The 23890-nt window shown below is 68.6% G+C and carries 24 protein-coding genes; 13 read left to right on the top strand and 11 right to left on the bottom strand.

The window, feature by feature from the left end; all coding sequences use genetic code 11:
- Positions 1-75 precede the first annotated feature (75 nt).
- The 3 genes from rpoZ to DWG18_RS01690 form a co-directional block, all read right to left on the bottom strand.
- Entirely contained in the window at positions 76-372 is a 297-nt protein-coding gene (gene rpoZ, locus DWG18_RS01700) for a DNA-directed RNA polymerase subunit omega (protein WP_115644820.1), read from the bottom strand.
- Between the two features lie 121 nt (positions 373-493).
- On the bottom strand, positions 494-1117 hold the full coding sequence (gene gmk / locus DWG18_RS01695) for a guanylate kinase (RefSeq protein WP_115644818.1): 624 nt from the start codon (positions 1115-1117) through the stop codon (positions 494-496).
- Between the two features lie 87 nt (positions 1118-1204).
- Positions 1205-2053 (bottom strand): YicC/YloC family endoribonuclease, encoded by an 849-nt coding sequence (locus DWG18_RS01690; RefSeq protein ID WP_115647979.1) that lies wholly within the window; start codon positions 2051-2053, stop codon positions 1205-1207.
- Between the two features lie 85 nt (positions 2054-2138).
- Here DWG18_RS01690 and rph point away from each other — a divergent pair, with 85 nt between their 5' ends.
- From rph to DWG18_RS01660, 6 genes are read left to right on the top strand one after another with little or no spacing between them, the layout of a single operon-like run.
- Positions 2139-2876, top strand: coding sequence for a ribonuclease PH (gene rph / locus DWG18_RS01685; protein ID WP_115647977.1), 738 nt, complete (start codon positions 2139-2141; stop codon positions 2874-2876).
- A gap of 40 nt (positions 2877-2916) precedes the next feature.
- Entirely contained in the window at positions 2917-3516 is a 600-nt protein-coding gene (rdgB, locus tag DWG18_RS01680) for an RdgB/HAM1 family non-canonical purine NTP pyrophosphatase (RefSeq protein WP_115647978.1), read from the top strand.
- A complete protein-coding gene (locus tag DWG18_RS01675) occupies positions 3513-4016 on the top strand; it encodes a hypothetical protein (protein ID WP_115644816.1) in 504 nt (167 codons plus the stop codon). Before rdgB ends, DWG18_RS01675 begins: the two co-directional genes overlap by 4 nt.
- The gene (gene hemW / locus DWG18_RS01670) at positions 4013-5194 is read left to right on the top strand and encodes a radical SAM family heme chaperone HemW (protein WP_115644814.1); all 1182 of its coding nucleotides are present in this window, start codon (positions 4013-4015) and stop codon (positions 5192-5194) included. The genes DWG18_RS01675 and hemW overlap by 4 nt, the downstream gene beginning before the upstream one ends.
- 38 nt (positions 5195-5232) lie before the next feature.
- Positions 5233-7629, top strand: coding sequence for a DUF1631 family protein (locus DWG18_RS01665; RefSeq protein ID WP_115644812.1), 2397 nt, complete (start codon positions 5233-5235; stop codon positions 7627-7629).
- Positions 7626-7985, top strand: coding sequence for a PilZ domain-containing protein (locus tag DWG18_RS01660; protein ID WP_115644810.1), 360 nt, complete (start codon positions 7626-7628; stop codon positions 7983-7985). Before DWG18_RS01665 ends, DWG18_RS01660 begins: the two co-directional genes overlap by 4 nt.
- Here the strand turns inward: DWG18_RS01660 and DWG18_RS01655 are convergent.
- Positions 7976-10618: an EAL domain-containing protein gene (locus DWG18_RS01655; protein WP_240318565.1), complete on the bottom strand. Its 2643-nt coding sequence runs from the start codon at positions 10616-10618 to the stop codon at positions 7976-7978. The two genes, DWG18_RS01660 and DWG18_RS01655, sit on opposite strands and share 10 nt — an antisense overlap.
- Positions 10619-10643: 25 nt before the next feature.
- Here DWG18_RS01655 and pepQ point away from each other — a divergent pair, with 25 nt between their 5' ends.
- Positions 10644-11969: a Xaa-Pro dipeptidase gene (pepQ, locus tag DWG18_RS01650; RefSeq protein WP_115644806.1), complete on the top strand. Its 1326-nt coding sequence runs from the start codon at positions 10644-10646 to the stop codon at positions 11967-11969.
- On the opposite strand, the gene crcB is transcribed toward pepQ, so the two are convergent.
- Both crcB and msrB read right to left on the bottom strand, forming a co-directional pair.
- A complete protein-coding gene (gene crcB, locus DWG18_RS01645; RefSeq protein ID WP_115644804.1) occupies positions 11970-12350 on the bottom strand; it encodes a fluoride efflux transporter CrcB in 381 nt (126 codons plus the stop codon). It lies immediately after the preceding gene.
- A 2-nt stretch (positions 12351-12352) separates the two neighbouring features.
- Entirely contained in the window at positions 12353-12778 is a 426-nt protein-coding gene (gene msrB / locus DWG18_RS01640) for a peptide-methionine (R)-S-oxide reductase MsrB (RefSeq protein ID WP_115644802.1), read from the bottom strand.
- 101 nt (positions 12779-12879) lie between these two features.
- On the opposite strand from msrB, the gene lptD reads away from it, so the two are divergent.
- From lptD to DWG18_RS01610, 6 genes are all read left to right on the top strand, one after another.
- Positions 12880-15330: an LPS assembly protein LptD gene (gene lptD, locus DWG18_RS01635; protein ID WP_115644800.1), complete on the top strand. Its 2451-nt coding sequence runs from the start codon at positions 12880-12882 to the stop codon at positions 15328-15330.
- Positions 15327-16706 carry a peptidylprolyl isomerase gene (locus tag DWG18_RS01630; protein WP_115644798.1) on the top strand — a complete coding sequence of 460 codons (1380 nt, stop codon included), beginning with the start codon at positions 15327-15329 and terminating at the stop codon, positions 16704-16706. The genes lptD and DWG18_RS01630 overlap by 4 nt, the downstream gene beginning before the upstream one ends.
- The gene (gene pdxA, locus DWG18_RS01625; RefSeq protein WP_115644796.1) at positions 16707-17687 is read left to right on the top strand and encodes a 4-hydroxythreonine-4-phosphate dehydrogenase PdxA; all 981 of its coding nucleotides are present in this window, start codon (positions 16707-16709) and stop codon (positions 17685-17687) included.
- 231 nt (positions 17688-17918) lie between these two features.
- On the top strand, positions 17919-18719 hold the full coding sequence (gene rsmA / locus DWG18_RS01620) for a 16S rRNA (adenine(1518)-N(6)/adenine(1519)-N(6))-dimethyltransferase RsmA (protein ID WP_115644794.1): 801 nt from the start codon (positions 17919-17921) through the stop codon (positions 18717-18719).
- A 47-nt stretch (positions 18720-18766) separates the two neighbouring features.
- Positions 18767-19150 carry a Co2+/Mg2+ efflux protein ApaG gene (gene apaG / locus DWG18_RS01615; protein WP_115644792.1) on the top strand — a complete coding sequence of 128 codons (384 nt, stop codon included), beginning with the start codon at positions 18767-18769 and terminating at the stop codon, positions 19148-19150.
- Between the two features lie 8 nt (positions 19151-19158).
- Complete coding sequence (locus tag DWG18_RS01610; RefSeq protein ID WP_115644790.1) at positions 19159-20100, top strand: symmetrical bis(5'-nucleosyl)-tetraphosphatase; 942 nt, start codon at positions 19159-19161, stop codon at positions 20098-20100.
- Between the two features lie 47 nt (positions 20101-20147).
- On the opposite strand, the gene DWG18_RS01605 is transcribed toward DWG18_RS01610, so the two are convergent.
- The 5 genes from DWG18_RS01605 to DWG18_RS15095 all read right to left on the bottom strand — a co-directional run bounded on the left by DWG18_RS01605 (position 20148) and on the right by DWG18_RS15095 (position 23788).
- Positions 20148-20642, bottom strand: coding sequence for a dihydrofolate reductase (locus tag DWG18_RS01605; RefSeq protein WP_115644788.1), 495 nt, complete (start codon positions 20640-20642; stop codon positions 20148-20150).
- The gene (locus DWG18_RS01600; protein ID WP_115644786.1) at positions 20642-21436 is read right to left on the bottom strand and encodes a thymidylate synthase; all 795 of its coding nucleotides are present in this window, start codon (positions 21434-21436) and stop codon (positions 20642-20644) included. The genes DWG18_RS01605 and DWG18_RS01600 overlap by 1 nt, the downstream gene beginning before the upstream one ends.
- Before the next feature lie 4 nt (positions 21437-21440).
- Positions 21441-22328, bottom strand: coding sequence for a prolipoprotein diacylglyceryl transferase (gene lgt, locus DWG18_RS01595; RefSeq protein ID WP_115644784.1), 888 nt, complete (start codon positions 22326-22328; stop codon positions 21441-21443).
- An 81-nt stretch (positions 22329-22409) separates the two neighbouring features.
- Positions 22410-22898, bottom strand: coding sequence for a TPM domain-containing protein (locus DWG18_RS01590; protein WP_115644782.1), 489 nt, complete (start codon positions 22896-22898; stop codon positions 22410-22412).
- Positions 22898-23788 carry a TPM domain-containing protein gene (locus tag DWG18_RS15095; RefSeq protein ID WP_162823646.1) on the bottom strand — a complete coding sequence of 297 codons (891 nt, stop codon included), beginning with the start codon at positions 23786-23788 and terminating at the stop codon, positions 22898-22900. The genes DWG18_RS01590 and DWG18_RS15095 overlap by 1 nt, the downstream gene beginning before the upstream one ends.
- Positions 23789-23890 lie beyond the last annotated feature (102 nt).

The raw sequence follows: 23890 nt of genomic DNA, 5'->3' as shown, positions 1-23890 counted from the left end.
TGAAGCGTGACGAGGCGCAGAAACGACGAACCCCGCCGAAGCGGGGTCCGTTCATCTCGATGCGAGTGACGACGATCAGTCGTCGCCCTTCGACATGTCGTCATCGGCGACCACCTCGGCGGCGGCCCACTCGAGCGCTTCACGCTCCTTGCGCTCGCGCTCGGCCTTCTCGACGGCGTCGATGTATTCGTTGTCGATGCGGCGCGCGGCGATTTCGCGCAGCGCCAGCACGGTCGGCTTGTCGTTGGCTTCGTTGTCGAGCTGTGCGTCGACGCCGTTCGCCAGCTGGCGGGCGCGCTTGGAGGCCATCATGACCAGCTCGAAGCGGTTGTCGACGACCTTCAGGCAGTCTTCTACGGTGATGCGGGCCATGGGGCTCCCGGCGGCCGGACGGCGCGCCACGTGATGCGAAAGGGGGTCGCAGTGTAGGGCTGCCCCGCCGTCGAGGCAAGCCTTTCCTTTGGAATCAGTCAGTTAGCCGAGAAACGGCAGCTCAGGACGGGTCGTCGACCAGCAGCGCCGTGATCAGTCGCTGGTGCCGCGCAACCTGCGGATCGCGGCGCAGGCGGCTCGCGGTGAAGATCGCGCACATCTCGGCCACCGCGGTCTCGAAGTCCTCGTTGACGATGAGGTAGTCGAACTCGCCGTAGTGGCTCATCTCCTCGCGCGCGGCGGCGAGGCGCTGGGCGATGACGTCCTCGCTGTCCTGCCCGCGCTTGCGCATCCGCTCCTCGAGCGCGGCGCGCGAGGGTGGGAGGATGAAGACGGAAATCGCGTCCGGCACCTGGGCGCGGACCTGGCGGGCCCCCTGCCAGTCGATCTCGAGCAGGACGTCGCGGCCGGAATTGAGTTGCGGCTCGACCGACTGACGCGCCGTGCCCTTCCAGTCGCCATGCACCAGCGCGTGCTCGAAGAAGTCGCCCGCGGCGACCATGTCCTCGAACTCCTGCTTGCCGACGAAGTGGTAGTGCTCGGCATGCCGCTCACCCGGACGCGGCGCGCGCGAGGTGAACGAGATCGAGAGCGAGATGTTCGGATCGCGGGCGAGCACCGCATTGACGATGCTGGATTTGCCCGCGCCCGAAGGCGCCGCGACGATGAAGAGGGTTCCACGCATGGGCCGGTTCTGGTCTGCGGGTATCGGCGGGGCCGGGCTGCCGAATCCTACCTGCTCCGACGGAGCGGCGGTCCGGGCCGGCGTCGGCTACTCGATGTTCTGGACCTGCTCGCGGATCTGGTCGATCAGCACTTTGAGATCGATCGCCGCGGACGACGTGCGGCTGTCGACCGACTTGCTGCCCAGCGTGTTCGCCTCTCGATTGAACTCCTGCAGCAGGAAATCGAGGCGACGGCCGACCGCTTCCTTGAGCTTCAACACCCGGCGCGCTTCCGACAGGTGGGCGTCGAGACGATCGAGCTCTTCATCGACGTCGAGCTTCTGCAGCGCGAGCACGAGCTCCTGTTCGATGCGGCCCGGATCGACCGGCACCGGCAGGTCGGCGAGGCGCGTTTCCAGGCGCGTGCGCTGGCCTTCGCGGATCGCCGGGATGCATTCGCGCACGGTTTCGCGGATGGTCGCGATGCCGTCGAGGCGATCGGTGATCGCCTGCGCGAGCTTCGCGCCTTCGCGTTCACGCGAGGCGACGAATTCATCGAGCGTACGGTCCAGCAGCGCCAGTGCCTCGGCGTGCAGCGCAGCGGTGTCGACGCCCTCGCCCTTCACCACGCCCGGGATCTGCAGCAGCTGCGAGAAATCGGTACGCAGGCCGGGAAAGTCGGTTTCGAGTTCGCGCGACAGCCGCGCGAGTTCGGCGAGGCGCTCGCGATTGACCTGCAGCGCGCCGCCGCCCTCGGCCGCGCGCAGACGCATCGTCACGTCAACCTTGCCGCGACTGATGCGCGCGCCGATGCGTTCGCGCAGAGCGGGCTCGAGCGCGCGCAGCTCGTCGGGCAAGCGGGTGGCGATCTCGAGGAAGCGGTGGTTCACCGAACGCAGCTCGCAGGCGAGCGTGCCCCACGGCGTGGTGGCTTCGCCGCTCGCGAAGGCGGTCATGCTGCGGATGGACATGGAGTTCGGTGCCGAGGGCCGCGGGGCGTGGATGGTACGCTCACGCGCCGTCGCCCGGATATCGCCGCCCATGAGCGCGACCGCTGATTTCGCCCGCCCGTCGGGCCGCGCGCCCCACCAGCTGCGCCCCGTCCGCATCACCCGCGGCTTCACGAAGCACGCCGAAGGCTCGGTCCTGATCGAGTTCGGCGAGACGCGCGTGCTGTGCACGGCGAGCGTCGAGGGCAAGGTGCCCGGTTTCCTGCGCGGCAAGGGCGAAGGCTGGGTGACCGCCGAGTACGGGATGCTTCCGCGCTCGACCAACACCCGCAACGACCGCGAAGCCTCGCGCGGCAAGCAGGGCGGCCGCACGCTCGAGATCCAGCGCCTGATCGGCCGTTCGCTGCGCGCCTGCGTCGACCGCCGCGCGCTCGGCGAACGCACGATCACCCTCGATTGCGACGTCCTCCAGGCCGACGGCGGCACGCGCACGGCCGCGATCACCGGCGCGTATGTCGCGTTGGCCGACGCCGTGCAGTGGCTGCTCGCCCGCGGCGAGATCAAGCGCGATCCGCTCGTCGGCGCGGTGGCGGCGGTGTCCGTAGGCGTGTACCGGGGCGTGCCCGTGCTCGATCTCGACTACGCCGAGGACAGCGACTGCGACACCGACATGAATGTCGTGATGAACGACGGCGGCGGTTTCATCGAGCTGCAGGGCACGGCCGAAGGCCATGCGTTCCGACGCGACGAGCTCAACGCGCTGACCGATCTCGCCGAAGCGGGCATCGCCGAACTCGTCGCGTTCCAGCGCGCGGCATTGGGTCGCTGATCCACCCGGCGTACACCCGCCGGGCGTCACGATGACGCACATGAAAGTGGTCGTCGCCAGCAGCAACTCCGGCAAGCTTGCCGAGTTCGAGCGCCTGCTCGCGCCGCTGGGTTTCGACTGCGTGCCGCAGTCCGCGCTGGGCGTCGAGGATGCCGACGAAACCGGTCTGACCTTCGTCGAGAACGCGTTGATCAAGGCGCGCCACGCCGCCCGTGTCACCGGCCTGCCCGCACTCGCCGACGATTCGGGCTTGTGCGTTGATGCGCTCGGCGGCGCGCCGGGTCTCTATTCCGCGCGTTACGCCGGCCCCCAGGCGGACCCGACCGCGAACATCACCAAGCTGCTCGACGCACTGCGTGATCGCGCGGACAGCGAGCGCGGCGCCTATTTCCATGCGGTGATCGTCCTGCTTCGGCACGCGGAGGATCCGCGTCCGTTGATCGCCGAGGGCAGCTGGCACGGGCACATCCTCGACGCGGCGCGCGGCGCCGGCGGATTCGGCTACGACCCGGTATTTCTCGATCCCGAACGCGGCGTGTCGGCCGCGGAACTCGACCCGTCGATCAAGGCGCGCGTGAGCCATCGCGGCCGCGCGGTCGACGCATTGCGCGCACAACTGGCGGACTGGAGAGCGACATGAGCGCACTTCGCGAAGAGCTGGTGGTCGGCTGGCAGTCGCGTGTCGGCGCGATCGTAGGGGCGTGCACGGCGATCGTCGGGCTCGCGCTCGGCGCGGGTGCGTTCGGCGGACCGATGGTGGCGATGATGGTGCTGCTGGCCCTCGCGCTTGCGGTGATGTCGCGCGTGCAGTGGGCGGTGCTCGACGGCCCGACCGTGACCCTGCGCGACGCCACCACCGGTTACGCGTTCCGCGTGCTGCCCGCGCGGCAGGTCGCCAGCGTGCGCTATCACCGGATCGTGCTGCCATGGTGCCGGCTACGACTCGAACGCGAGGCCGCGGGCGTCGGGCTGGTGCTGATGGGTCCGTCGCCGTCGCACCCCACCGTGCGCGCGGTGGCACTGTGGTTGATCGTGCACGGGCGACGCCGCACACGGATCGACACCTCGTTGCTCGACGCATTGGCGGGCATGCCCGAACATGGGCCGACGCGACAACCTCACGACGCCTCACCCGCATGACCCTCGTCACTCCGCCTCTCTCGCTCTACGTGCATGTGCCGTGGTGCGTGAAGAAGTGCCCGTACTGCGACTTCAACTCCCACCAGGGTCGCGGTGAGCTTCCGCTCACGCAGTACGTCGACGCCCTGATCGCCGACCTCGACTTCGACCTTCCACTGGTCTGGGGGCGCACGATCCGCACGGTGTTCTTCGGCGGCGGCACGCCCAGCCTGATGCCGGCCGCGCTCATCGACCGCTTCCTGCAACAGGCGAGTTCGCGCCTGCGCTTCGCTCCCGATTGCGAAATCACGCTCGAGGCGAATCCCGGCACATCGGAATACGACAAGCTCGCCGACTACCGTGCCGCGGGCGTCAACCGCCTCAGCTTCGGCGTGCAGAGCTTCGATGACGGCTGCCTCGAACGCCTGGGCCGCATCCACGATTCGACGCAGGCCGCCACCGCGATCCGGCAGGCGCAGGACGCCGGTTTCGGCGAGGTCAATCTCGACCTGATGTACGCGCTGCCCGGGCAGGATCTGGCGATGGCCGAGCGCGACGTCGAACGTGCACTCGCATTGGCGCCCACGCACATCTCGCACTACCAGCTCACGCTCGAACCCAACACCGTCTTTGCCGCGCGTCCGCCGAGGAACATTCCCGACGACGACCTCGCCTGGGACATGCAGGAGCATTGCCAGGCCATGCTCGCCGACGCCGGCTACGCGCACTACGAGACCAGCGCCTACGCGCGCCCCGGCCATCGCTGCGAGCACAACCTCAACTACTGGCGATTCGGCGACTACCTCGGCATCGGCGCCGGGGCGCACGCCAAGATCACGCTCGGCGCCGAGCAGACCATCCTGCGTCGCTGGAAGCACAAACACCCGACGCAGTACCTGGCCACCGCCGGCACCGCGGCTGCGCTGGGTGGCGACGAGCGCATCGAGCCGGCGCGGCGTCCCTTCGAATTCATGCTCAACGCCCTGCGCCTGCACGAAGGTTTCAGCTGGACCCAGTTCGAAGCCCGCACCGGCCTGCCGCGGAACGCGATCGATGCCCCCATCGGCGAAGCCGTCGCGCGAGGCTGGCTATCTCACGACGGCGAGCGCGTATGGCCGACCGAAGCAGGCCGGCGGTTCACGAACGACGTGCTCGAATTGTTCCTCGATGTCGAGGTGGCAGCTGACATCGGCGCGTGAGCGTGTTTGAATCGTCTCAATCGAGGGGGAGAACCTAGGTGTCGGTCCCATTTCCACCCCATCGGCGGATTCCGTCCGCGGAGGCGATTGCCGCCGCGTCGCTGCCGCGTCGGGTCAGGGACGCCCTGGAAGCCACGCACGCCGCCGTCTACGAATTGGTGGTTGACCCGCTCGACCGCGTCCTGCCGCACCTCGACAATCGCTTCGGCCACAACATGCGCGACACCGGCGCGCGACCGGCGCTGACGCCGGACCTGATCGAGCAGACGCAATTGCTCGCGCGCCGCCAGGCCACCTTCATCGCGCAGTTCGCGCGGAACGTCGACGTGGAACTGGCCGGCCTGCGCACCGTCGCGCGCCAGCAGCATCGCACGCCGGACGCGCGTCCATTGATGCCGACGTTCGAAGAACTTCGTCTGGTCGAACACGACGAGGCGAACGAAGAGACCGAACTCAAGGCCATCGCGATGCGCCAGGAATCGCGCGCGCCGCTGCCCATCCACCTGCTCTGCCAGCGCTTCGCCGTGCTCGCAGAATCGCCGGCCTACGAGCCGGGCCGCCTGCCCGTGGGGCCGCGTCGACTCTGCGAGCTCATGCTCGCCGCCGCGGAAGCAAACGGATTCGGGCTCGGGCTGCGCGTCATGCTGTTGCGCGAATTCGACCGCCTGGTGCTGGGCGAATACCCCGCGGTCGCCGAGTCGATCAACGACCTGCTGATGCGCCAGCGCATCATGCCGGGCCTGTCGTTCGTACCGTTGCGGCCGCGGGCACGCGTCGCGCCGCCGAGCGATGCGTCGCTTGCCGCGGAGCGCGAACGCCCGCACACGGGCTGGACCGGCGCCGCACCGAGCGATGCCGATGCACCGACGTTCCAGATGCTGCAGGACCTGCTCGCCTCGCGCCGCTCGATGGCGGACCGCTTCCGCACCGGCTTCATGCCCGGCGAAGAAGGGGGCGCACCGGGCGCGAGCGACGCAGGCTCGAATACCGGCGCAGGCGGTCGCGGCGGTTTCGCCGGCGCTACGGGCAGTGGCGGCGCGGGTGGCGGCAACGCACTGGCGGGCTTTGCGGGTGGCGATGGCAGCTTCGGTGGCGGCGATGCCGTCGCGGGTGGCGCCGGCAACCGCCCGCTCTCCACACGCCCCGAACTGCCGACTCAGATCGCACTCGAGCTGCTCGCGTCCGCGGGCGACGACGTCGCCGGTCTCGATGTCGACGGAATTCGCCAGTGGCTCCTGCTGCACGCGCGGCAGCGCCAGGGCGAGGCGGTCGCGCTTTCGCGCGAAGACGCCGACATTTTCGAGCTGCTGTCGTTGATGAATTCGCACCTCGAACGCGAGGTGCGCCCGGACTCGCCGGCGAAGGCGATGCTCGATCGCCTGCATCTTCCGCTGCTGCGCCTCGCGCTCGCGGATCCCGGTTTCTTCCTGCGCGCCGCGCATCCCGCGCGCGAAGTGCTCAACGCGGTCGCCGAATCCGGCGCGCGCTGGTACGCACCGGACGACATCGATCCGCAGCTTCTGCTGCACCTCGAACGCATCGTCGACGCGATCGCGCGCGCGCCCTCCGACGTCGCCGGCGCGTTCCGCAGCGGGCTCAACGCTCTCGAACAGCAACAGCAGGCGGTGGCGCGACGCTCGGAGATCGCCGAACGCCGCAACGTCGAGGCGGCGCGCGGCAAGGACAAGCTCGCCGTGGCGCGCCGCCGCGCCGGCGATGTCATCGACACCGCGCTGAAATCCACCAAACTGCCCGCCTTCCACCGCGGCATGCTGCGCCATGCCTGGGCCGACGTGCTCACGCTCGCGCACCTTCGCCGAGGTGAAGAAAGTGGGGAGTGGACGTCGCTGATCGAAGCCACCGACGAGCTCGTCGCAGCCGCCGCGGGCAAGGCCAGCGCAGGCCCCGATCTCGTGCTGCTGGTCGATCAGTGGTTGTCGACCGTCGGCTATCACGCCGATGACGCCGCGCGTATCGCGCGCATCCTCACCGGCACCGAAGATGCGAACGGCGACGACGCGGCGACGCGCACCGAGCTGACGATGCGCCTCAAGTCACGCGCTCGCCTCGGCGAGGACACCGACATGGACGGCGACGGCGGCGAACCACTCGATGCCGACGCGGAAGCGCAGGCACGTCGCGTGCGTGAGTTGCCGCCGGGCGCCTGGTTCGATCTGCCGGGCGAACGTGGCGCGGTGATGCGTCGTCGCCTGTCGTGGCTTAGCGAGGTCACCGGCCAGACGCTGTTCGTGAATCCGCGTGGCCAGCGCGTGGCCGACGGCCGACTCGATGCGCTAGCGCGTGATCTCGCCGCAGGCGGCGCGCAGGTCGTTACCGCCGGCGAAGGCCGCCTGATCGATCGCGCCTGGCGCGCCGCGTTGCAGGCACTCGGCACCAGCCAGGCACCGGTCCGTCCGCGGGAGCGCACTGCATGAACACGCTTGCGGACGAAGCTCGCCGCGCCCGCCGTCGTCGCGTCGACGATCGCGTCGACGTCATCGACGACATGACCGAAAAGGCGATCGGCCAGCTCGGCAACGTCTCCGAAAGCGGGCTGCTATTGCTCGCGAACGCTCCGCTGTACGAGGACTGCCTTTACCAGCTGCGCTTCGTGCTCTCCGACCGTGCCGGCAACCGCCACGCGTTTGAAGTCGGCGCGCACCTGCTGTGGCAGAACGATGCGTCGGCGCCGGGCCAGGCGTGGACCGGCTTCCGCTTCCTGTCGCTCGACGACGGCCAGATCGAACGCCTGCGCGATTGGATCGACGCCCCCGGCGCGACCTACGTCTGATCCGAGTAATGCAGTTGCGCCGGCTCGGGCCGGTGCAGCGCGAAGCCCTGCGCGTGGTCGACGCCGATCTCCGTCAGCGCGCGGATGATGGCGTCGCTGTCGACCCATTCGGCGACGACCTGCATGCCGCGCTGATGGCCGATGTCCGTCACCGCACGCACGATCGCGTGGCTCATCGGATCGCTGGCGAGATCCTGCACGAAGCTGCCGTCGATCTTGATCATGTCGACCGGCAGGTTCTTGAGATAACCGAACGACGACATGCCGACGCCGAAGTCGTCCAGCGAAATGCGGCAGCCGGCCTTGCGCAGCTGGCCCATGAAACGCGAGACCTGCGCGAGGTTGCGCACGGCGAGCGTCTCGGTGATCTCGAAGCAGAGCCTGCGTGGATCGATGTCGTAGCGCGTGATCAGTTCGAGGATGCGTTCGACGAACGACTCGTCCTCGATCGTGGCGCCAGAGAGATTGATCGCCACCATCGACAGACCGCGTCCTTCCGGATGCAGGCGGTCGATGTTCGCCAGCGCGGTTTCGACCACCCAGCGATCGATGTTCGGCATCAGGCCGTAACGCTCTGCTGCGGGAATGAACGCCCCCGGCGGCACGATGCGGTCGTCCTCATCGAGCAGGCGCAGCAGCAGTTCGATGCGCGTGCCGCCGGCGAGGCTGGCCAGCGGATGCACTTCCTGGAAATACAGGCGAAAGCGCTGCGACTCGAGCGCCCAGCGCAAGCGATGCGCCCACTCCATTTCGGTGCGACGCTGCGCCATCGCGTTGTCGCCGGTCGAGAAGAAGTGCACGCGGTTGCGGCCCGCTTCCTTCGCCATGTAGCAGGCGCTGTCGGCTTGGGCGAACAGCTCCTTCAGCGAGCTCGACGGATCGAGCAGCACGCCGCCGATGCTTGCCGTGATGCCGTAGCTCGACTGCTCCCACACGAAGGTATAGCCGTCGATGTGTTGGCGCAGGCGCTCGGCCACGAGGCGCGCGGCGGCTTCGTCCTGCACGTCGCAGGCGAGCACGCCGAATTCATCGCCGCCCAAACGCGCCAGCACGTCACCCGAGCGCAGCTGCTCACGCATCACCTGCGCGAGCTGCGACAGCAGCTGGTCACCCGCGGCGTGGCCGGAGGTGTCGTTGATCAGCTTGAACTGGTCGAGGTCGACGTAGAGCAGTGCATAGCGCGTCGTCCCCGACCCCGAATGCGCGAGGGTGCGCTCGACGTGCCGCTCGAACTCGCGACGATTGAACAGTTCGGTGAGCGCATCGTGGGAGGCCTGGTAACTCAGCAGCTCGGTGAGCTGACGCTGCTGGGAGATGTCCGACGCGACGACCAGCCGCTTCCAGCGTCCGTTGATGCGCACCCGCGACATCGACACGCTGGCCCAGAAGCGATCGCCATTCGTGCTGCGCAACATCGCTTCGACGCCATCCCAGCCCGGATCCTCCGCCTGCATCACCTCCGCGCGGCGGTGTGCGTCCTCGAACAGGGCTTCGATCTGCGCACCGTCGACGTTTTCTCCGAGCCGGATGCGCGCCGCCTGGTTCGCGTACATCACGCTGCCGTCTTCCTCGCGCACGAGCAGCACGAGCGCGGGAAGCAGTTCGTTGACGACGCGGAAGCGTTCCTCGCTCTCGCGGTAGCGACGGCTCATCGCCTCGCCGACTTCCAGCGCGCGCTGCCGGGCGCCGGCGAGCGCGGCGATCCACAGCGCGAACAGCACGCTGCCGGCGATGCCCGCGATCAGCAGCGGCAGGCTTTCGCGAACGTCGAAATGGCCGTCGAGCGCGTCGTGCATCTCGACGCGCCAGTGGCGGCCCGCGAACGCGATCGTGTGCGTCTGGTGCCAGGCGTCGCCCGCCGGAGCATGCCCCGGACTCGAATCGAACACGAGCGCGTTCGGCGTCGCGTCGACATCGGTCACGCGCAGGTGCAACGCGCGGCGCCATTCGGGGCGGAAGGCGTCCTGCGTCAGTCGCGAAATCCGGAACGACATCGCCAGCGAACCGACGAAGCGTGCGCGACGCGCCTCCAGCGTGGTCGGCACGTCACCGGGGCTGTAGGCGGGCAGGCGCAACAGCAGACCGTCGGGCGCGTGGCCCGGTGGGTCCTGAACCAGGCGAAACGGTGCGGACAGCACCGGGCGATCGGTGTCGCGTGACTGTTCCAGCGCCACCAGATTGGCCGGCTGCGTGCGCACGTCGAGGCCGAGCACGCGTTCGTTGCCATCCAGCGGTGCGACGTAGAGCGTGGGGTAATGGATGCCGTCAGCGCCCGGACGCGGCACGGAATACACGACGGCCTGCAGCCCCGGCAGGCGCTTGCGCAGATTGAGCGTGCGATAGAGCCGGTCGAAGCCGGTGAAATCCACCTCGCGCGCCAGGAACCCGGCCTGCAGCGCACGCAGTGCGAGGTCGTAGGACCGCAGCTGCTCCCGCAACGCGCCGATCTCGCCATCGGCGAGCGCATCGAGCTGCTGCGCCCGCTGCAAGCGCGCGCGATGCAGTTGCGCGCCCAGCAGCGCGATCGTCAACGCGATGCCGACGCCGAACGCCAGCAGGCTCGCCGCCCACGCGCGCCGCGGCCGCCGTGTGCCGGCGCCCGGCGCCCGGCGGGCGGATGGGTCAGAATCCACGTCGTCGCCCCCTGATCCTGTCGACATGACCGATCCTTCGCTCCCGTCCCTGTACGCCCGTCACATCGAAGTGCTGCAGGCCCGGACTGCCATCGCGCTCGAACGCGGTGGCTTCGACCACCTCGTCGTGCCCAGCGGCACCCTGCATTACCAGGCGTTCGACGACCGTGACTATCCCTATGCGGTCAACCCGCAGTTCAAGGCCTGGCTGCCGCTCGTGCGCAACCCCGGAAGCTGGCTGGTCGCTACTCCGGGTCAACGGCCGAAACTGATTTATCTGCAGCCCCGCGATTATTGGCATGTCGTTCCGCAGGCGCCGAAGGGCTGGTGGGTCGATCATTTCGACATCGTCGTGATCCGGACCGCGGACGAAGCCGCCTCCCACCTGCCCCCTCCTGGCAGGTGCGCGATCGTCGGCGAACCGCAGAGCGCGCTGGGCGAGTATGCCCCGAACAATCCGCCGGCGGTCGTCGCCTACCTTGAATACCACCGCGCATTCAAGACGCCGTACGAGATCGCGATGATGCGCGAGGCCTCGCGCATCGGCGTGCGCGCGCACCGCGCCGCCGAAGCCGCGTTCCGCGAAGGGCGCTCCGAATTCGACATCCACCTTGCCTATTGCGCGGCCGCGCGCCAGGACGCCAACGACCTGCCCTACGGCAACATCGTCGCGCTCAACGAACACGGCGCTGTGCTGCACTACACCGAGCTCGATCGCGATGCACCCGCCGACATCCGCAGCTTCCTGATCGATGCCGGCGCCTCGTTCGGCGGGTACGCCTGCGACATCACCCGCACCTATGCGCGCGACCACGCGAGCGAATTCCAGGCGCTGATCAACGACGTCGACACCGCCCAGCAGCGCATGTGCGCGCAGGTGCGTTCGGGCTTCGACTATCGCCAACTGCATCTCGACGCGCACCTCGCGCTTGCCCGCGTGCTGCGCGATCACGGCGTGCTGCGTGTGTCGCCCGAGGTTGCCGTGGAAACAGGCGTCAGCGGCACATTCTTCCCGCACGGCATCGGCCACGGCATCGGCCTGCAGGTGCACGATGTCGCGGGTTTCGCCTCGGACGACGCGGGCGGCGCGACGTTGTCGAAACCCGAAGGCCATCCCTACTTGCGCCTGACACGCACGCTGGCGCCAGGCATGGTGGTGACGATCGAGCCCGGCCTGTACTTCATCGACATGCTGCTCGACGACCTGCGCGCCGGGCCTCATGCCGACAGCGTGGACTGGTCGCGTGTCGAGGCATTCCGCCCGTTCGGCGGCATCCGCATCGAGGACGACGTGGCCTGCACCGACGGCGCCCCGTTGAACCTGACGCGCGACGCGTTCGCCGCCGCCTGATCAGCGCACAAGCAGGACGGCCTTCATGCCGAGCCACACCGCGGCCAGGCCCAGCACGATGCTCGCGGCGACATAGCCCGTCGCGAGCATCGTGTCGCCCCGGCGCAGCATCAGCAGGGTCTCGAGGCCGAACGCCGAGAACGTGGTGTAACCGCCGAGCACGCCCGTCACCAGGAACAGCCGCGCGGGGCCGTTGAGTCCCGGCAGCATCTCGGCGAACGCGGCGAACACGCCGATCAGAAGACAGCCGGACACGTTCACGGCCAACGTGCCGACCGGAAACTTCCACGCACTCGATGTCGCCAGCAGAGCGGCGCCGGCGGCATGACGCGCCATCGCACCGATCGCACCGCCGAGTCCGACCAGGAGCAGTTCGCGCATGCTCAGCCCGTCGGCTCGGGCTCGAAATCGAGCGCGGCCGAATTGATGCAGTAGCGCAGCCCGGTGGGCGGCGGGCCGTCCGGGAACACGTGGCCGAGGTGCGACTCGCAATGCGCGCACTTCACTTCGACACGGCGCATGCCGTGGCTCGCGTCCGCGTGCTCGGACACCGCGTCGGGCTTGGCTGGCCGAACGAAACTCGGCCATCCGCTGCCCGAGTCGTACTTGTCGACCGATAGGAACAGGTGCGCGCCGCAGGCCACACAGGTGTAGCTGCCCGCGGCCTTGTGGTTCCAGAACTTGCCGGTGAACGCGCGCTCGGTGGCCGAACATCGGCAGACCGCGTACTGCTCGGGCGTCAGCTTGGCGCGCCACTCCTCGTCGGTGTGTGCCGGTGCGTTTGCGCTCTGCGCGTCATCCGAACTCATGTCGCCTCCACCGGGAAACCCCGATCCTGCCGCGTTGCCGCCCCGTCGGGGATACGGCAAGCTACCCGCCCGATGGCCGAAACGCCATTCACCTAGACGGAATGCCCCGCGTGCGACCCACTCTCCGCCTGCTCCCGTTATCGCTGTGCATCGCCATCGCGCTCCCCGCAATGGCCGCCGAGGAGAAGGAGGACTGGAGCCTGTGCCCGTTGCGCGACGCGGTGCCCGCGTTCGAAGGCGTGGCGACGCCGGCGTCCGGCGACACCGCCACCCGCGTGACCCAGCCCACCGACATCGAGGGCGACACGCTGCAGGGGTCGGAGTCGACCGATACGCTCGTGCAGGGCAACGTGCAGCTGCGTCGCGGCGACCAGTTCCTCGGCACCGATCGCCTGATCTACAACCAGACGTCCGGCGACTACAAGGCCGACGGCAGCGTGCGGTACCAGGATTCGGGCATGCGCATCGTCGCCAAGAGCGCCGAGGGCAACCAGGAATCCGACACCCACACCATCAACGACCTGCAGTACCAGCTGATGCGTCGTCGCGGCAACGGCGGTGCCGAGAAGATCGCGCTCAAGGACCAGAACGGCGCGCTGTACGGCGGCACCTATTCGACCTGCGATCCCGGCCAGCGTGCATGGGAGCTGCGTGCGAAGGAGATCGACATCGATCTCGCGAAGGGCCGCGGCGTCGCGCACAACGCCACGCTGCGCGTCGGCAAGGTGCCGGTGCTGTACGTGCCGTGGTTCGCGTTCCCGACGGACGACCGTCGCCAGACCGGCCTGTTGTACCCGTCGATCTCCAGCTCGAACCGCAACGGTTTCGACTGGAAGCAGCCCATCTACATCAACATCGCGCCGAACTACGACGCGACGTTGTATCCGCGCTACATGAGCAAGCGCGGCCTGCACCTGGGCGCCGAATTCCGCTGGCTCTACGAGCAGGGCAGCGGCAGCGTCTACGGCGCGTGGATGCCGAAGGACGACCTGCCCGGTCGTCGTCCGGAACGCTACCTCGAAGATCTCAATGGCAACCCGATTCCCGGCGCGACGCTGCCCGACAGCAACCGCGGCCAGTTCGGTCTGACCGCCATCCACAACATCAACTCGACGTTCTACGCGAGCGCGAACCTCGGCTGGGTCAGCGACACGCATTACCTCGAGGACTTCAGCAACAGCCTGTACGGCGTCTCGAGCTATTTCGTGCACAGCGAGACCGGCGTGTTCGGTCGCGGGCGCTACTGGAATGCCGGCCTAGCCGCCGACCACTACCAGCTCGCCGACTACACGCTGAGCGACGCCAACCTGCCCTACGACCGCCTGCCGCGCCTGTACGGTCACTGGGCGCAGCCGTTCGGGCGCTGGCTGGAAGCAGGTGTCGACGGCGAGATGGTGCGCTTCCAACACGTCACGTACTCCGGCCAGAACGGCCAGTTCGACGGCTCGCGCCTCGACCTCAAACCCTACGTCGCCGCCAACTTCGACGGTGCGAGCTGGTTCGTGCATCCCAAGCTGGCATGGCGCTACACGGGCTGGCAGCTCGACAACGATTGGCAGACGCGCGCGCTCCAGCCGCTCACCGATCTCTCGCCGTCGCGCAGCCTGCCGATCAGCACTCTTGATGCCGGCATGTACTTCGACCGCAGCACCTCGGTACTCGGCACGCGCTATCTGCAGACGTTCGAACCGCGCCTGTTCTATCTCAACGTTCCGTATCGCGACCAGAACGGTATTCCGCTGTTCGACACCGCGCCGATGACGTTCAGCTGGGGCCAGTTGTTCCGCGACAACCGCTACACCGGGCCGGATCGCCAGACCGACGCCAACCAGCTCACCGTCGCGGCGACCACGCGCTTCATCAGCGAGTCGGATGGTCGCGAGCGCCTGTCGGTCAGCCTGGGCCAGATCCGCTACTTCGAGGACAGCCGCGTCATCATCGACGGCGCCGAGTCGCCGGTGTCGCAGGGCAAGTCGGCGTGGGTGCTGGAGTCGAGCTTCTCGCCCAGCGATCGCTGGCTGATCAACGGCGCCTACCAGTGGGATCCGAAGATCCGCGGTCAGGATCTCGCGTCGCTGCGTGCGCGCTACCTCGTCGGCGACCGCGGCATCCTCAACTTCGGTTACCGCTACCGCCGCAACACGACGTTCAACCCTGCGGTGGCGGGCAGCCAGCCGGATCTCGTGCGTCAGGCCGACGTGTCCTTCCTGTATCCGATCACCGACAACTGGAGCGTCGTCGGCCGGTACTACTACTCGATCCTCGATCACAAGCCGCTCGAGGAGATCGCGGGCGTCCAGTGGGAAAGCTGCTGCCTCGCGGTCCGCGCCGTCGGCCGCCGCTACCTGCGCGACCGCACCGGTGACCTGAACAACTCAATCCAACTGGAAGTTGAACTGAAGGGCCTGGGCTCGGCCGGACAGAAGGCAAGCCGCGTATTGCGCCGTGCTATTCTCGGCTACGACCGCGACGACCTGTATCTCGTCCCGCCGCAGACGGTGAGTCCGCCCGTCCAAAACGGCACCTCCACGACTTCCGACTCGACCCCATGACGACATCCTCCCGCCCGGTGAAGACCCTGCTCGCGTGCCTGCTGTCCGCCCTGGTGGTGGCGCCCACCGTCGCACCGTTGCCGGTGTTCGCGCAGACGCAGACGCAGGAACTCGATCGCATCGCCGCGGTGGTGAACGAGGACGTCGTGCTGCGCAGCGAACTCGATCGCGCCGTCGCCAACATCCGCTCGCAGTACGCCGGCAAGGAAAACCAGCTCCCGCCGCAGGACGTGCTGGAACGCCAGGTGCTCGAGCGCCTGATCCTCACCAAGCTGCAGGTCGCGCGCGCGCAGGAAACCGGCATCCGCGTCAATGACGAGGAAGTCGACCAGGCGATCGCCGCGGTCGCGCAGCAGAACGGCGTCAGCGTCGACCAGCTCCGTCAGCGCGTGACCGCCGACGGTTCGAGCTACGCCGATTTCCGCACCTCGATCCGCGAGGAACTCCTGCTGCAGCGCCTGCGCCAGCGTTTCGCGCAGAGCCGCGTCAACGTCAGCGAAGCCGAAATCGAATCCGCCCTCGCCGCGTCGGCGAAGTCGGGCAAGCAGTACCACCTCGCGCACATCCTCGTGTCGCTGCCCGACGGCGCGACGGCGGAGCAGATCGAGACCGCGCAGAAGAAGGTCGACGGCATCAAGGCCTTGATCGGGCGTGGCGAGATGGACTTCAAGGCCGCGGCGGTACGCTATTCCGATAGCCCGAACGCGCTGGAAGGCGGCGACCTGGGCTGGCGCGCGGCGGATGAGATCCCGAGCGCGTTCGCGGCGCTGGTCAACGGCCTGCAGCCGGGCCAGGTCACTGATCCGATTCGCGGCCCGAGCGGCTTCCAGCTGCTGCAGCTGGTCGAAGTGCGCGACGCCTCCAGCGCCCCGGCGCAGATGGTCACGCAGTACCACGGCCGCCACATCCTGATCCGCGTGGGCGGCGGCAAGACCGACGACCAGGCGCATGCCGAAGCCGACACGCTCGCCGCGCGTCTGGCCGGCGGCGCCGACTTCGCCGAACTCGCGAAGGCGAATTCTCAGGACCAGAACTCGGCCGGCAAGGGCGGCGACCTCGGCTGGTTCACCGCCGACGAGTTCGGCCCGGAGTTCCGCGCACAGGTCACGCTGCTCAACGACAACGGCATCTCCAAGCCGTTCCGTACGCAGGCCGGCTGGCACGTCCTGCAGCGGCTGGGCTCGCGCGAGTCGAACGTCGGCGACCAGAACCGCCGTGCGCAGGTCGCCGAAACACTCGGCCGTCGCAAGCTCGAAGACCAGTGGAACCTCTACCTGCGCGAACTGCGCGGCGAGGCCTACGTCGACGTGCGCGTCGGTGCCGCGGCGCCTGCTACCGCGCCAGCCACGCCCCCCGCGCCGGCGTCCGGCGGCTGAGTGAGTTCGACGCGGCTCGCGCTGGTCCCGGGTGAACCGGCCGGCGTCGGGCCCGAACTCTGCGTCGCGCTGGCTCAAAGGCCGCGCGACGCCGCACTGATCGCATACGCCGATCCCGGCGTGCTCGAAGCCGCCGCGCGACGCGCCGGCACCACTCTCCGACTTGTCGATCCCGATGACGCCGACGCCTCGCGCGCCGGCGCGCTTGGCATCGTGCCGATTCCAGTGGCACGGCCGGTCGAGCCCGGGCGACTCGACGTTGCGAACGCGCCGTCGGTGATCGACGCGCTCACTGCAGCAGCTCGCGCGTCTCTGGACGGCAGGTTGCATGGCCTCGTCACCGGCCCGGTGCACAAGGCGATCGTCAACGAGGCCGGCATCGCCTACTCCGGTACCACCGAGTTGCTTGCGCATCAGGCGGGCTGCGACGTGGTGATGATGCTCGGCCACGAATCCCTGCGCGTCGCGCTGGCGACCACGCATCTGTCATTGCGCGCCGTGCCGGATGCGATCACGCAGGAAGGTCTCGAACGCACGCTGCGCATCGTCGACACCGCGCTGCGCCGCGATTTCGGCATCGCCGCGCCGACCGTGGCGGTGCTCGGCCTCAATCCGCATGCGGGCGAAGACGGTCACCTCGGTCGCGAAGAGACCGATGTGATCGCGCCCGTGATCACGCGCCTGCGCGATGCGGGTCTGCATCTCGTCGGTCCACTGCCCGCGGACACCGCCTTCCTCCCGCAGAAGCTCGCGGACTTCGACGCGGTGGTGGCGATGTATCACGACCAGGGTCTGCCGGTGCTCAAGTTCAGCGGCTTCGAGCGCGCGGTGAACATCACGCTGGGCCTGCCCTATCCGCGTGTCGCGGTCGATCACGGCACCGCCCTCGATCTCGCCGGCACCGGGCGCGCCGACCCTGCGAGTCTGTTTGCAGCCGCGGATCTCTGCGCGAAGCTCGCCTCGCATCGCCGCGCCAGCTGATCGCTGTAGGCCGTCTTGCGACGTCGATACGCAGCGCTGGTGCGGCGGGGCACGACGGAAATGCGTCGTGACGACGACGGTGCTCGCACCCACGATCACTCACGCCGATCGGAAAACGCGAAGCCACCGCCACGAGCCCGCAGGACCAGTCGGTGCCTGGTCTGCCACCCCGGCCGTCCACCCAAACGCGCATCGGCCTGACCCGCCGCTCCAGTACGGGATAATCGCCCGATGACGACCACCCCGTTCACCGAACCGCCGAAGAAGCGCCTCGGCCAGCACTTCCTGCACGAGCGCGGGATCATCTCGAAGATCGTGCAGGCCGTGGATCCGCAGCCCGGCGACCGCCTCGTCGAGATCGGCCCCGGCCAGGGCGCGATCACCTTTCCGTTGCTCGAGCGCCACCACGAACTCACCGTCATCGAGTTCGACCGCGACCTGATCGCGCCGTTGACGGAGGCCGCGCAGAGCCGCGGCACGCTGCACGTCATCCATTCCGACGTGCTGCAGGTCGACTTCACCGCGCTCGCCGCGGGCGGCACGATCCGACTGGTCGGCAACCTGCCCTACAACCTGTCGTCGCCGATCCTGTTCCATGCGCTCGACCACGCGGCCGTCGTGCGCGACATGCATTTCATGCTGCAGAAGGAAGTCGTCGACCGCATGGCCGCCGGACCAGGCAGCAAGGTCTACGGGCGCCTCGGCGTGATGCTGCAGGCCTATTGCCGGGTGACGCCGCTGTTCAACGTGCCGCCGGGCGCGTTCAATCCGCCGCCGAAGGTCGACTCGGCCGTGGTGCGGCTGGTGCCGCGTCCCGATTCGGAAATCACCGTCATCGACCGCGCGCTGTTCGCACGCGTGGTGCGCGATGCGTTCGGCCAGCGCCGCAAGACGCTGCGCAACGCGCTTTCCAACGTCTGCGACGCGGAGGCGATCGCCGCGGCCGGCATCGACCCGCAGCATCGCGCCGAGCAGGTGCCGGTCGAGGGCTTCATCGCGCTGGCCAACTTGCTCGCGCGCAACGGCGCGTGACGGCTGCGCGGTTTCACCCGCTCGCCCGGGCACGTAAACTCGGGCGGATGAACGACGGAAATTCCCACGCGATCGGCGTCGAAGTGCAGGCGCACTACGTCGAAAGCGAATCCGAACCCGAGCAGGACCGCTACGTCTTCGCCTACACCGTGCGCGTGCAGAACCGCGGCACGGTGGCGGCCAAGCTGCTCGGTCGCCACTGGATCATCACCGACGCCCATGGCCAGGTGCGCGAAGTCGATGGCGACGGCGTCGTCGGCAAGCAGCCCCATCTCGAGCCCGGCGAGGCGTTCGAGTACACCTCGGGCGCGGTGCTGGAGACTGATCTCGGCACCATGCACGGCACGTATCGCATGCAGGCGGACGACGGCACGCAGTTCGAAGCGCCGATTCCCGCGTTCACCCTGACCGTGCCTCGCACGCTGCACTGAGCGACGGCATGACGGTCTGGGCCATCGGCGATCTCCAGGGCTGCTACGACGCGACGCAGCGCCTGCTCGAACGCATCGCCTTCGATCCCGCGAAGGACCGCCTGTGGTTCTGCGGCGACCTCGTCAACCGCGGCGGGCAGTCGCTGGAGACGTTGCGGCTCGTGCATTCATTGCGCGAGCAGAGCGTGGTGGTGCTCGGCAATCACGATCTCTCGCTGCTCGCGATCGGCGAGCGTCGCGAAGAGGAACAGCGCAAGGTCAATCCGGACCTGCAGCGCATCGTCACCGCGCCCGATCGGGACGAACTGCTGGGCTGGCTGCGCAGGCAGAAACTCATGCACGTCGACCGCGCGCTCGGCTGGGCGATGCTGCACGCCGGCATCGCGCCGAAGTGGACGATCCCGATGGCCGAGCGCCATGCGCGCGAAGTCGAGAAGGTGCTGCACGGCGAGCAGTACACGCGCCTGCTCAAGCACATCTATGGCGACGCGCCCGCGTGGAATCCGCGCCTTGCGGGCATCGACCGCTGGCGCGCGATCATCAACGTGTTCACGCGCATGCGTTTCTGCAGCCCGCGTGGACGCATCAGCTTCGAGGACAAGGGCGCGCCGGGGACGCAGCCGGTCGGCCTGTACCCGTGGTACTCCGTGCCGGGCCACGCGCCGCGTGATCTGAAGATCGTCTGCGGCCACTGGTCGACGCTCGGCCTCTTCATCGGCCACGGCGTGCATGCCATCGATACCGGCGCGGTCTGGGGTGGCAAGCTGACCGCGATCCGCCTCGACACGGACGAACTGCAACTCGCGCAGGTGCCGGGTCGCGACGTGCCGGCGCAACCGCCGAAGCCGCGTTCGCCGGGGCGTGATGGCCGGCATCGGCATGGCGGAAATCGCGATCGTGACCGCGGACCGCGTCCGCCCCGCAACGACGCGGCGCCGAAGACCGACTGAGTCGCGCTTTGCATGAGCGGTGCCGCGGTCATACGACGGCAGTGCGATCAGATCCGATCGAGATCCACGAAATCGAACGCGAAGACGTGCTTCGCGTCCGCCGGGTGGTGCAGGCGCGCGACTTCGCGCCACTCCGTCGCATCGAACACGGGGAAGTACGCGTCCGCACGCGGGACGGCGGTGTCCACGCGCGTGAGATGCAAGGTCGTGGCGATGGGCAGCGTGGCTTCAAAGACGCCGCCTCCGCCGATGACCGCGATCTCCGCTGCACCATCCGCCCGCGCCAGCGCGATCGCTTCATCGATGCTCGAAACCGCGTCCATGCCGTCGAACGGCGCGCGGCCGCTGCGCGTCAGCACCAGGTTGCGACGCCCCGGCAACGCGCGACCCAACGACTCCGCCGTGAGGCGCCCCATCAGGATCGGCTTGCCCAGCGTCAGCGCCTTGAAGCGCTTGAGATCGTCCGGCAGATGCCACGGCAGCGCGTTGTCGACGCCGATCGCGCGATTGCGGTCGTAGGCGACGACGAGCGAGATGCGCATCAGACGGCGACAGGCGCCTTGATCGCCGGATGCGGGTCGTAGCCTTCGATCGCGATGTCGTCGAAGGTGAAGGCGAACAGGTCGGTGACGTCGGGATTGAGCGCGAGCTTCGGCAATGCGCGCGGCGTGCGCGTGAGCTGTTCGCGGGCCTGGTCGACGTGGTTCGAGTAGAGGTGCGCGTCGCCCAGCGTGTGCACGAAATCGCCGACGCCGAGCCCGCAGACCTGCGCGACCATGTGCGTCAGCAGCGCATAACTCGCGATGTTGAACGGCACGCCGAGGAAGATGTCGCCGCTGCGCTGGTAGAGCTGGCAGCTGAGCTTGCCTTCGGCGACGTAGAACTGGAACATCGTGTGGCAGGGCATCAGCGCCATGTGCGGCAGATCAGCGACGTTCCACGCGCTGACGATCAGGCGGCGCGAATCGGGATTGCGCTTGATTCCTTCGACCACCCACTTGATCTGATCGATCTCGCTGCCGTCGCTGCCGGTCCAGCGCCGCCACTGCTTGCCGTACACGGGACCGAGTTCGCCCTCGGCATCCGCCCACTCGTCCCAGATGCTGACCTTGTTGTCGCGCAGGTAGGCGATGTTGGTTTCGCCCTTCAGGAACCACAGCAGCTCGTGGATGATCGAGCGCAGGTGCAGCTTCTTCGTCGTGACGAGCGGAAAGCCTTCGTTGAGGTCGAAGCGCATCTGCCAGCCGAACACGCTGCGCGTGCCGGTGCCGGTGCGGTCGGCCTTGACCGTGCCGTGTTCGAGGACGTGCTGCAGCAGGTCGAGGTAGGCGCGCATGCGATCAGCCTGCGTCGGTCGCGACGACGGGCTGCGGCTGCAGCGTCGGCGAACGGCGCGCGCGCCACAGGCACCACAGGCCGAAGGCGATCACGGGGAGTTCCAGCACCTGCCCCATCGTCAGCCAGCCGAACGCGAGGTAGCCGAGCTGCGCATCGGGCACGCGCACGAATTCGACGAGGAAGCGGAACGTGCCGTAGAGCAGCGCGAACAGGCCGCCGACGGCGTAACGCGGACGCGGCTTGCTGGAGAACCACCACAGGATCGACGCCATGACCACGCCTTCGAGCACCGCCTGGTACAGCTGCGACGGATGGCGCGCGAATACGTCGAGCACGCCCTTGGCGTGCAGGTCGCGCAGCTGCTGCATCGGCATGTGCAGATACGGTTCCGGCAGGCTGCGCGGGAAGATCACGCCCCAGCTTCCGCCGGTCGGCTTGCCCCACAGCTCGCCACCGATCCAGTTGCCGATGCGACCGAAGCCGAGGCCCAGCGGCACCAGCGGCGCGAGGAAATCCATCGCGTCCATGAAGTGGATGTTGCGACGTCGACACCACAGCCACACGCCGGTCATGACGCCGAGCAGGCCACCGTGGAAGCTCATGCCGCCTTCCCAGATGCGCACGATCATCAGCGGGTGTTTGACGAAGTCGCCGAACGCGTAGAACAGGATGTAGCCGATGCGTCCGCCGAGCACGACGCCGAGCATCCCGTAGAAGAGCATGTCGCCGAACGCCTGGTCGTCCACGCCCGGCAGGCGACCCGCGCGGATGCGGCGACGGCCGAGCACCCAGGCAGCGATGAAGCCGAGCATGTACATCACCCCGTACCAGTGCACCTGCACCGGACCGAGGTGGAGGGCGATCGGGTCGATGTCGTGCAGATACGTCATCAGGTCGGGCCGACGGCGGAAGTGACCGCCATTGTCGCCGCTGAACGCCGCCGCGTCATGGGCCGATCGACCCGCCGCGCCTCACAGCATGTGCGGGCGATCGGGCAGCTCGTTGGTGTCGACGTAGTCGGCGGGCCGGGGGAAATGGCGTTCGAGTTGCGCCGAGATCGCCTCGATCGCGCGCATCACGCCGCCCTCGGTATCGCCGTCGCGCATGGCGGCCTCGAGACCGCGACAGATCGTCGACCAGTCCTCGTCGGAGACGCGGCCCTTGAAGCCGCGGTCGGCGACGATCTCGATCGCGCGGTCCGCGAGCAGGATGTAGACGAGTACGCCGTTGTTGGCCTCGGTATCCCAGGCGCGCAGGCGGGTGAACACGTCGTGTGCGCGTTCGCGCGGCGCGTGGTCGACCAGCGCGAGGCGCACCGGCAGCGCGGCTTCGACCGCGAAACAGATCTCGCCCGTATGGCGCGACTCACTGGCGGCGATCGCACCGGCGATGCGCTCCAGCGCGTCGGGCGGAAACACGCGGGCCGACGACGGCGCGAACAGATGGCGGAGCGCGCGCATCACCAGCTCCCGGAGGCGCCGCCGCCTCCGCTCATGCCACCGCCCCCGCCCCAGCCGCCTCCACCGCCGCCGCCGAAACCGCCCCCGCCGAATCCTCCGCCACCCCAGCCGCCGAAGCCGGCGTCGCGCGCATAACGCACCCGTCGTCCGCCGGCGAGCGAGAGGATGAAGCCGAGCAGGCCGCCGATCGCGCCGATCCAGGCGATATGCGACAGCAGCCATGCCACGCCGCCGGCCACGCCCCCGCCAATCAGGCCGCGCACGCCCGCCGGCGTGCCGCCGAACAGGCCGCGCACGAACTGGGCGACGAAGAACGCGACGATCAGTCCCAGCATCGGATTGCCGTGGCGGGCGACGCGATCGCCCGCGTTGTCCTGCCCTGCCATCGGTGCTGGAAGCGGTTCGCCATCGATGATCTGCGTCAGCACTTTCGTCGCTTCGGTCAGGCCGCCCGCGTAGTCGTCCTGCTTGAAGTGCGGCGCCATGTATTCGTTGATGACGCGGCTGGCGATCGCGTCGGGAATCGCGCCTTCCAGGCCGTAGCCGACTTCGATGCGTGCGCGGTGGTCGTCCTTGGCGACGATCACCAGCACGCCGTCATCGGTCTTCTGACGGCCGAGCCTGTACTGGTCGAACGCGCGCGTCGCGTACTGCGCGATGTCTTCCGGCTGCGTCGTCGGAATCATCAGGATCTGCAGCTGCGCGCCCTTGCGCTTCTGCAGCGCCAGCGCCTGCTGTTCGAGCTGCGCGCGGGTGGTCGCGTCGATCGTGCCGGTGGTGTCGACCACCGGCGACGTCAGCGGCGGAATCGCCGCGAGTTGCTGCGCGATCGCGGCGAACGCCGTCGCGAAGAGGACGATCGCGACGGCGAGGAGCGCACGCGCGCGCATCGGCGCCGATCAGCCCTGCGTCTGCGGGCCAGGCGTGGTCGTGGGCGTCGTCGGCGCAGGGTTGGGCTGCGTCGACGGCTGCGGCGACGTCGCCGGCGGCAG

This window comes from Lysobacter sp. TY2-98 (assembly GCF_003367355.1).
Classification (GTDB): Bacteria; Pseudomonadota; Gammaproteobacteria; order Xanthomonadales; family Xanthomonadaceae; genus Cognatilysobacter.
Note: the sequence above shows the minus strand (reverse complement) of the source record. Positions and strands in the feature narration are given on the sequence as shown.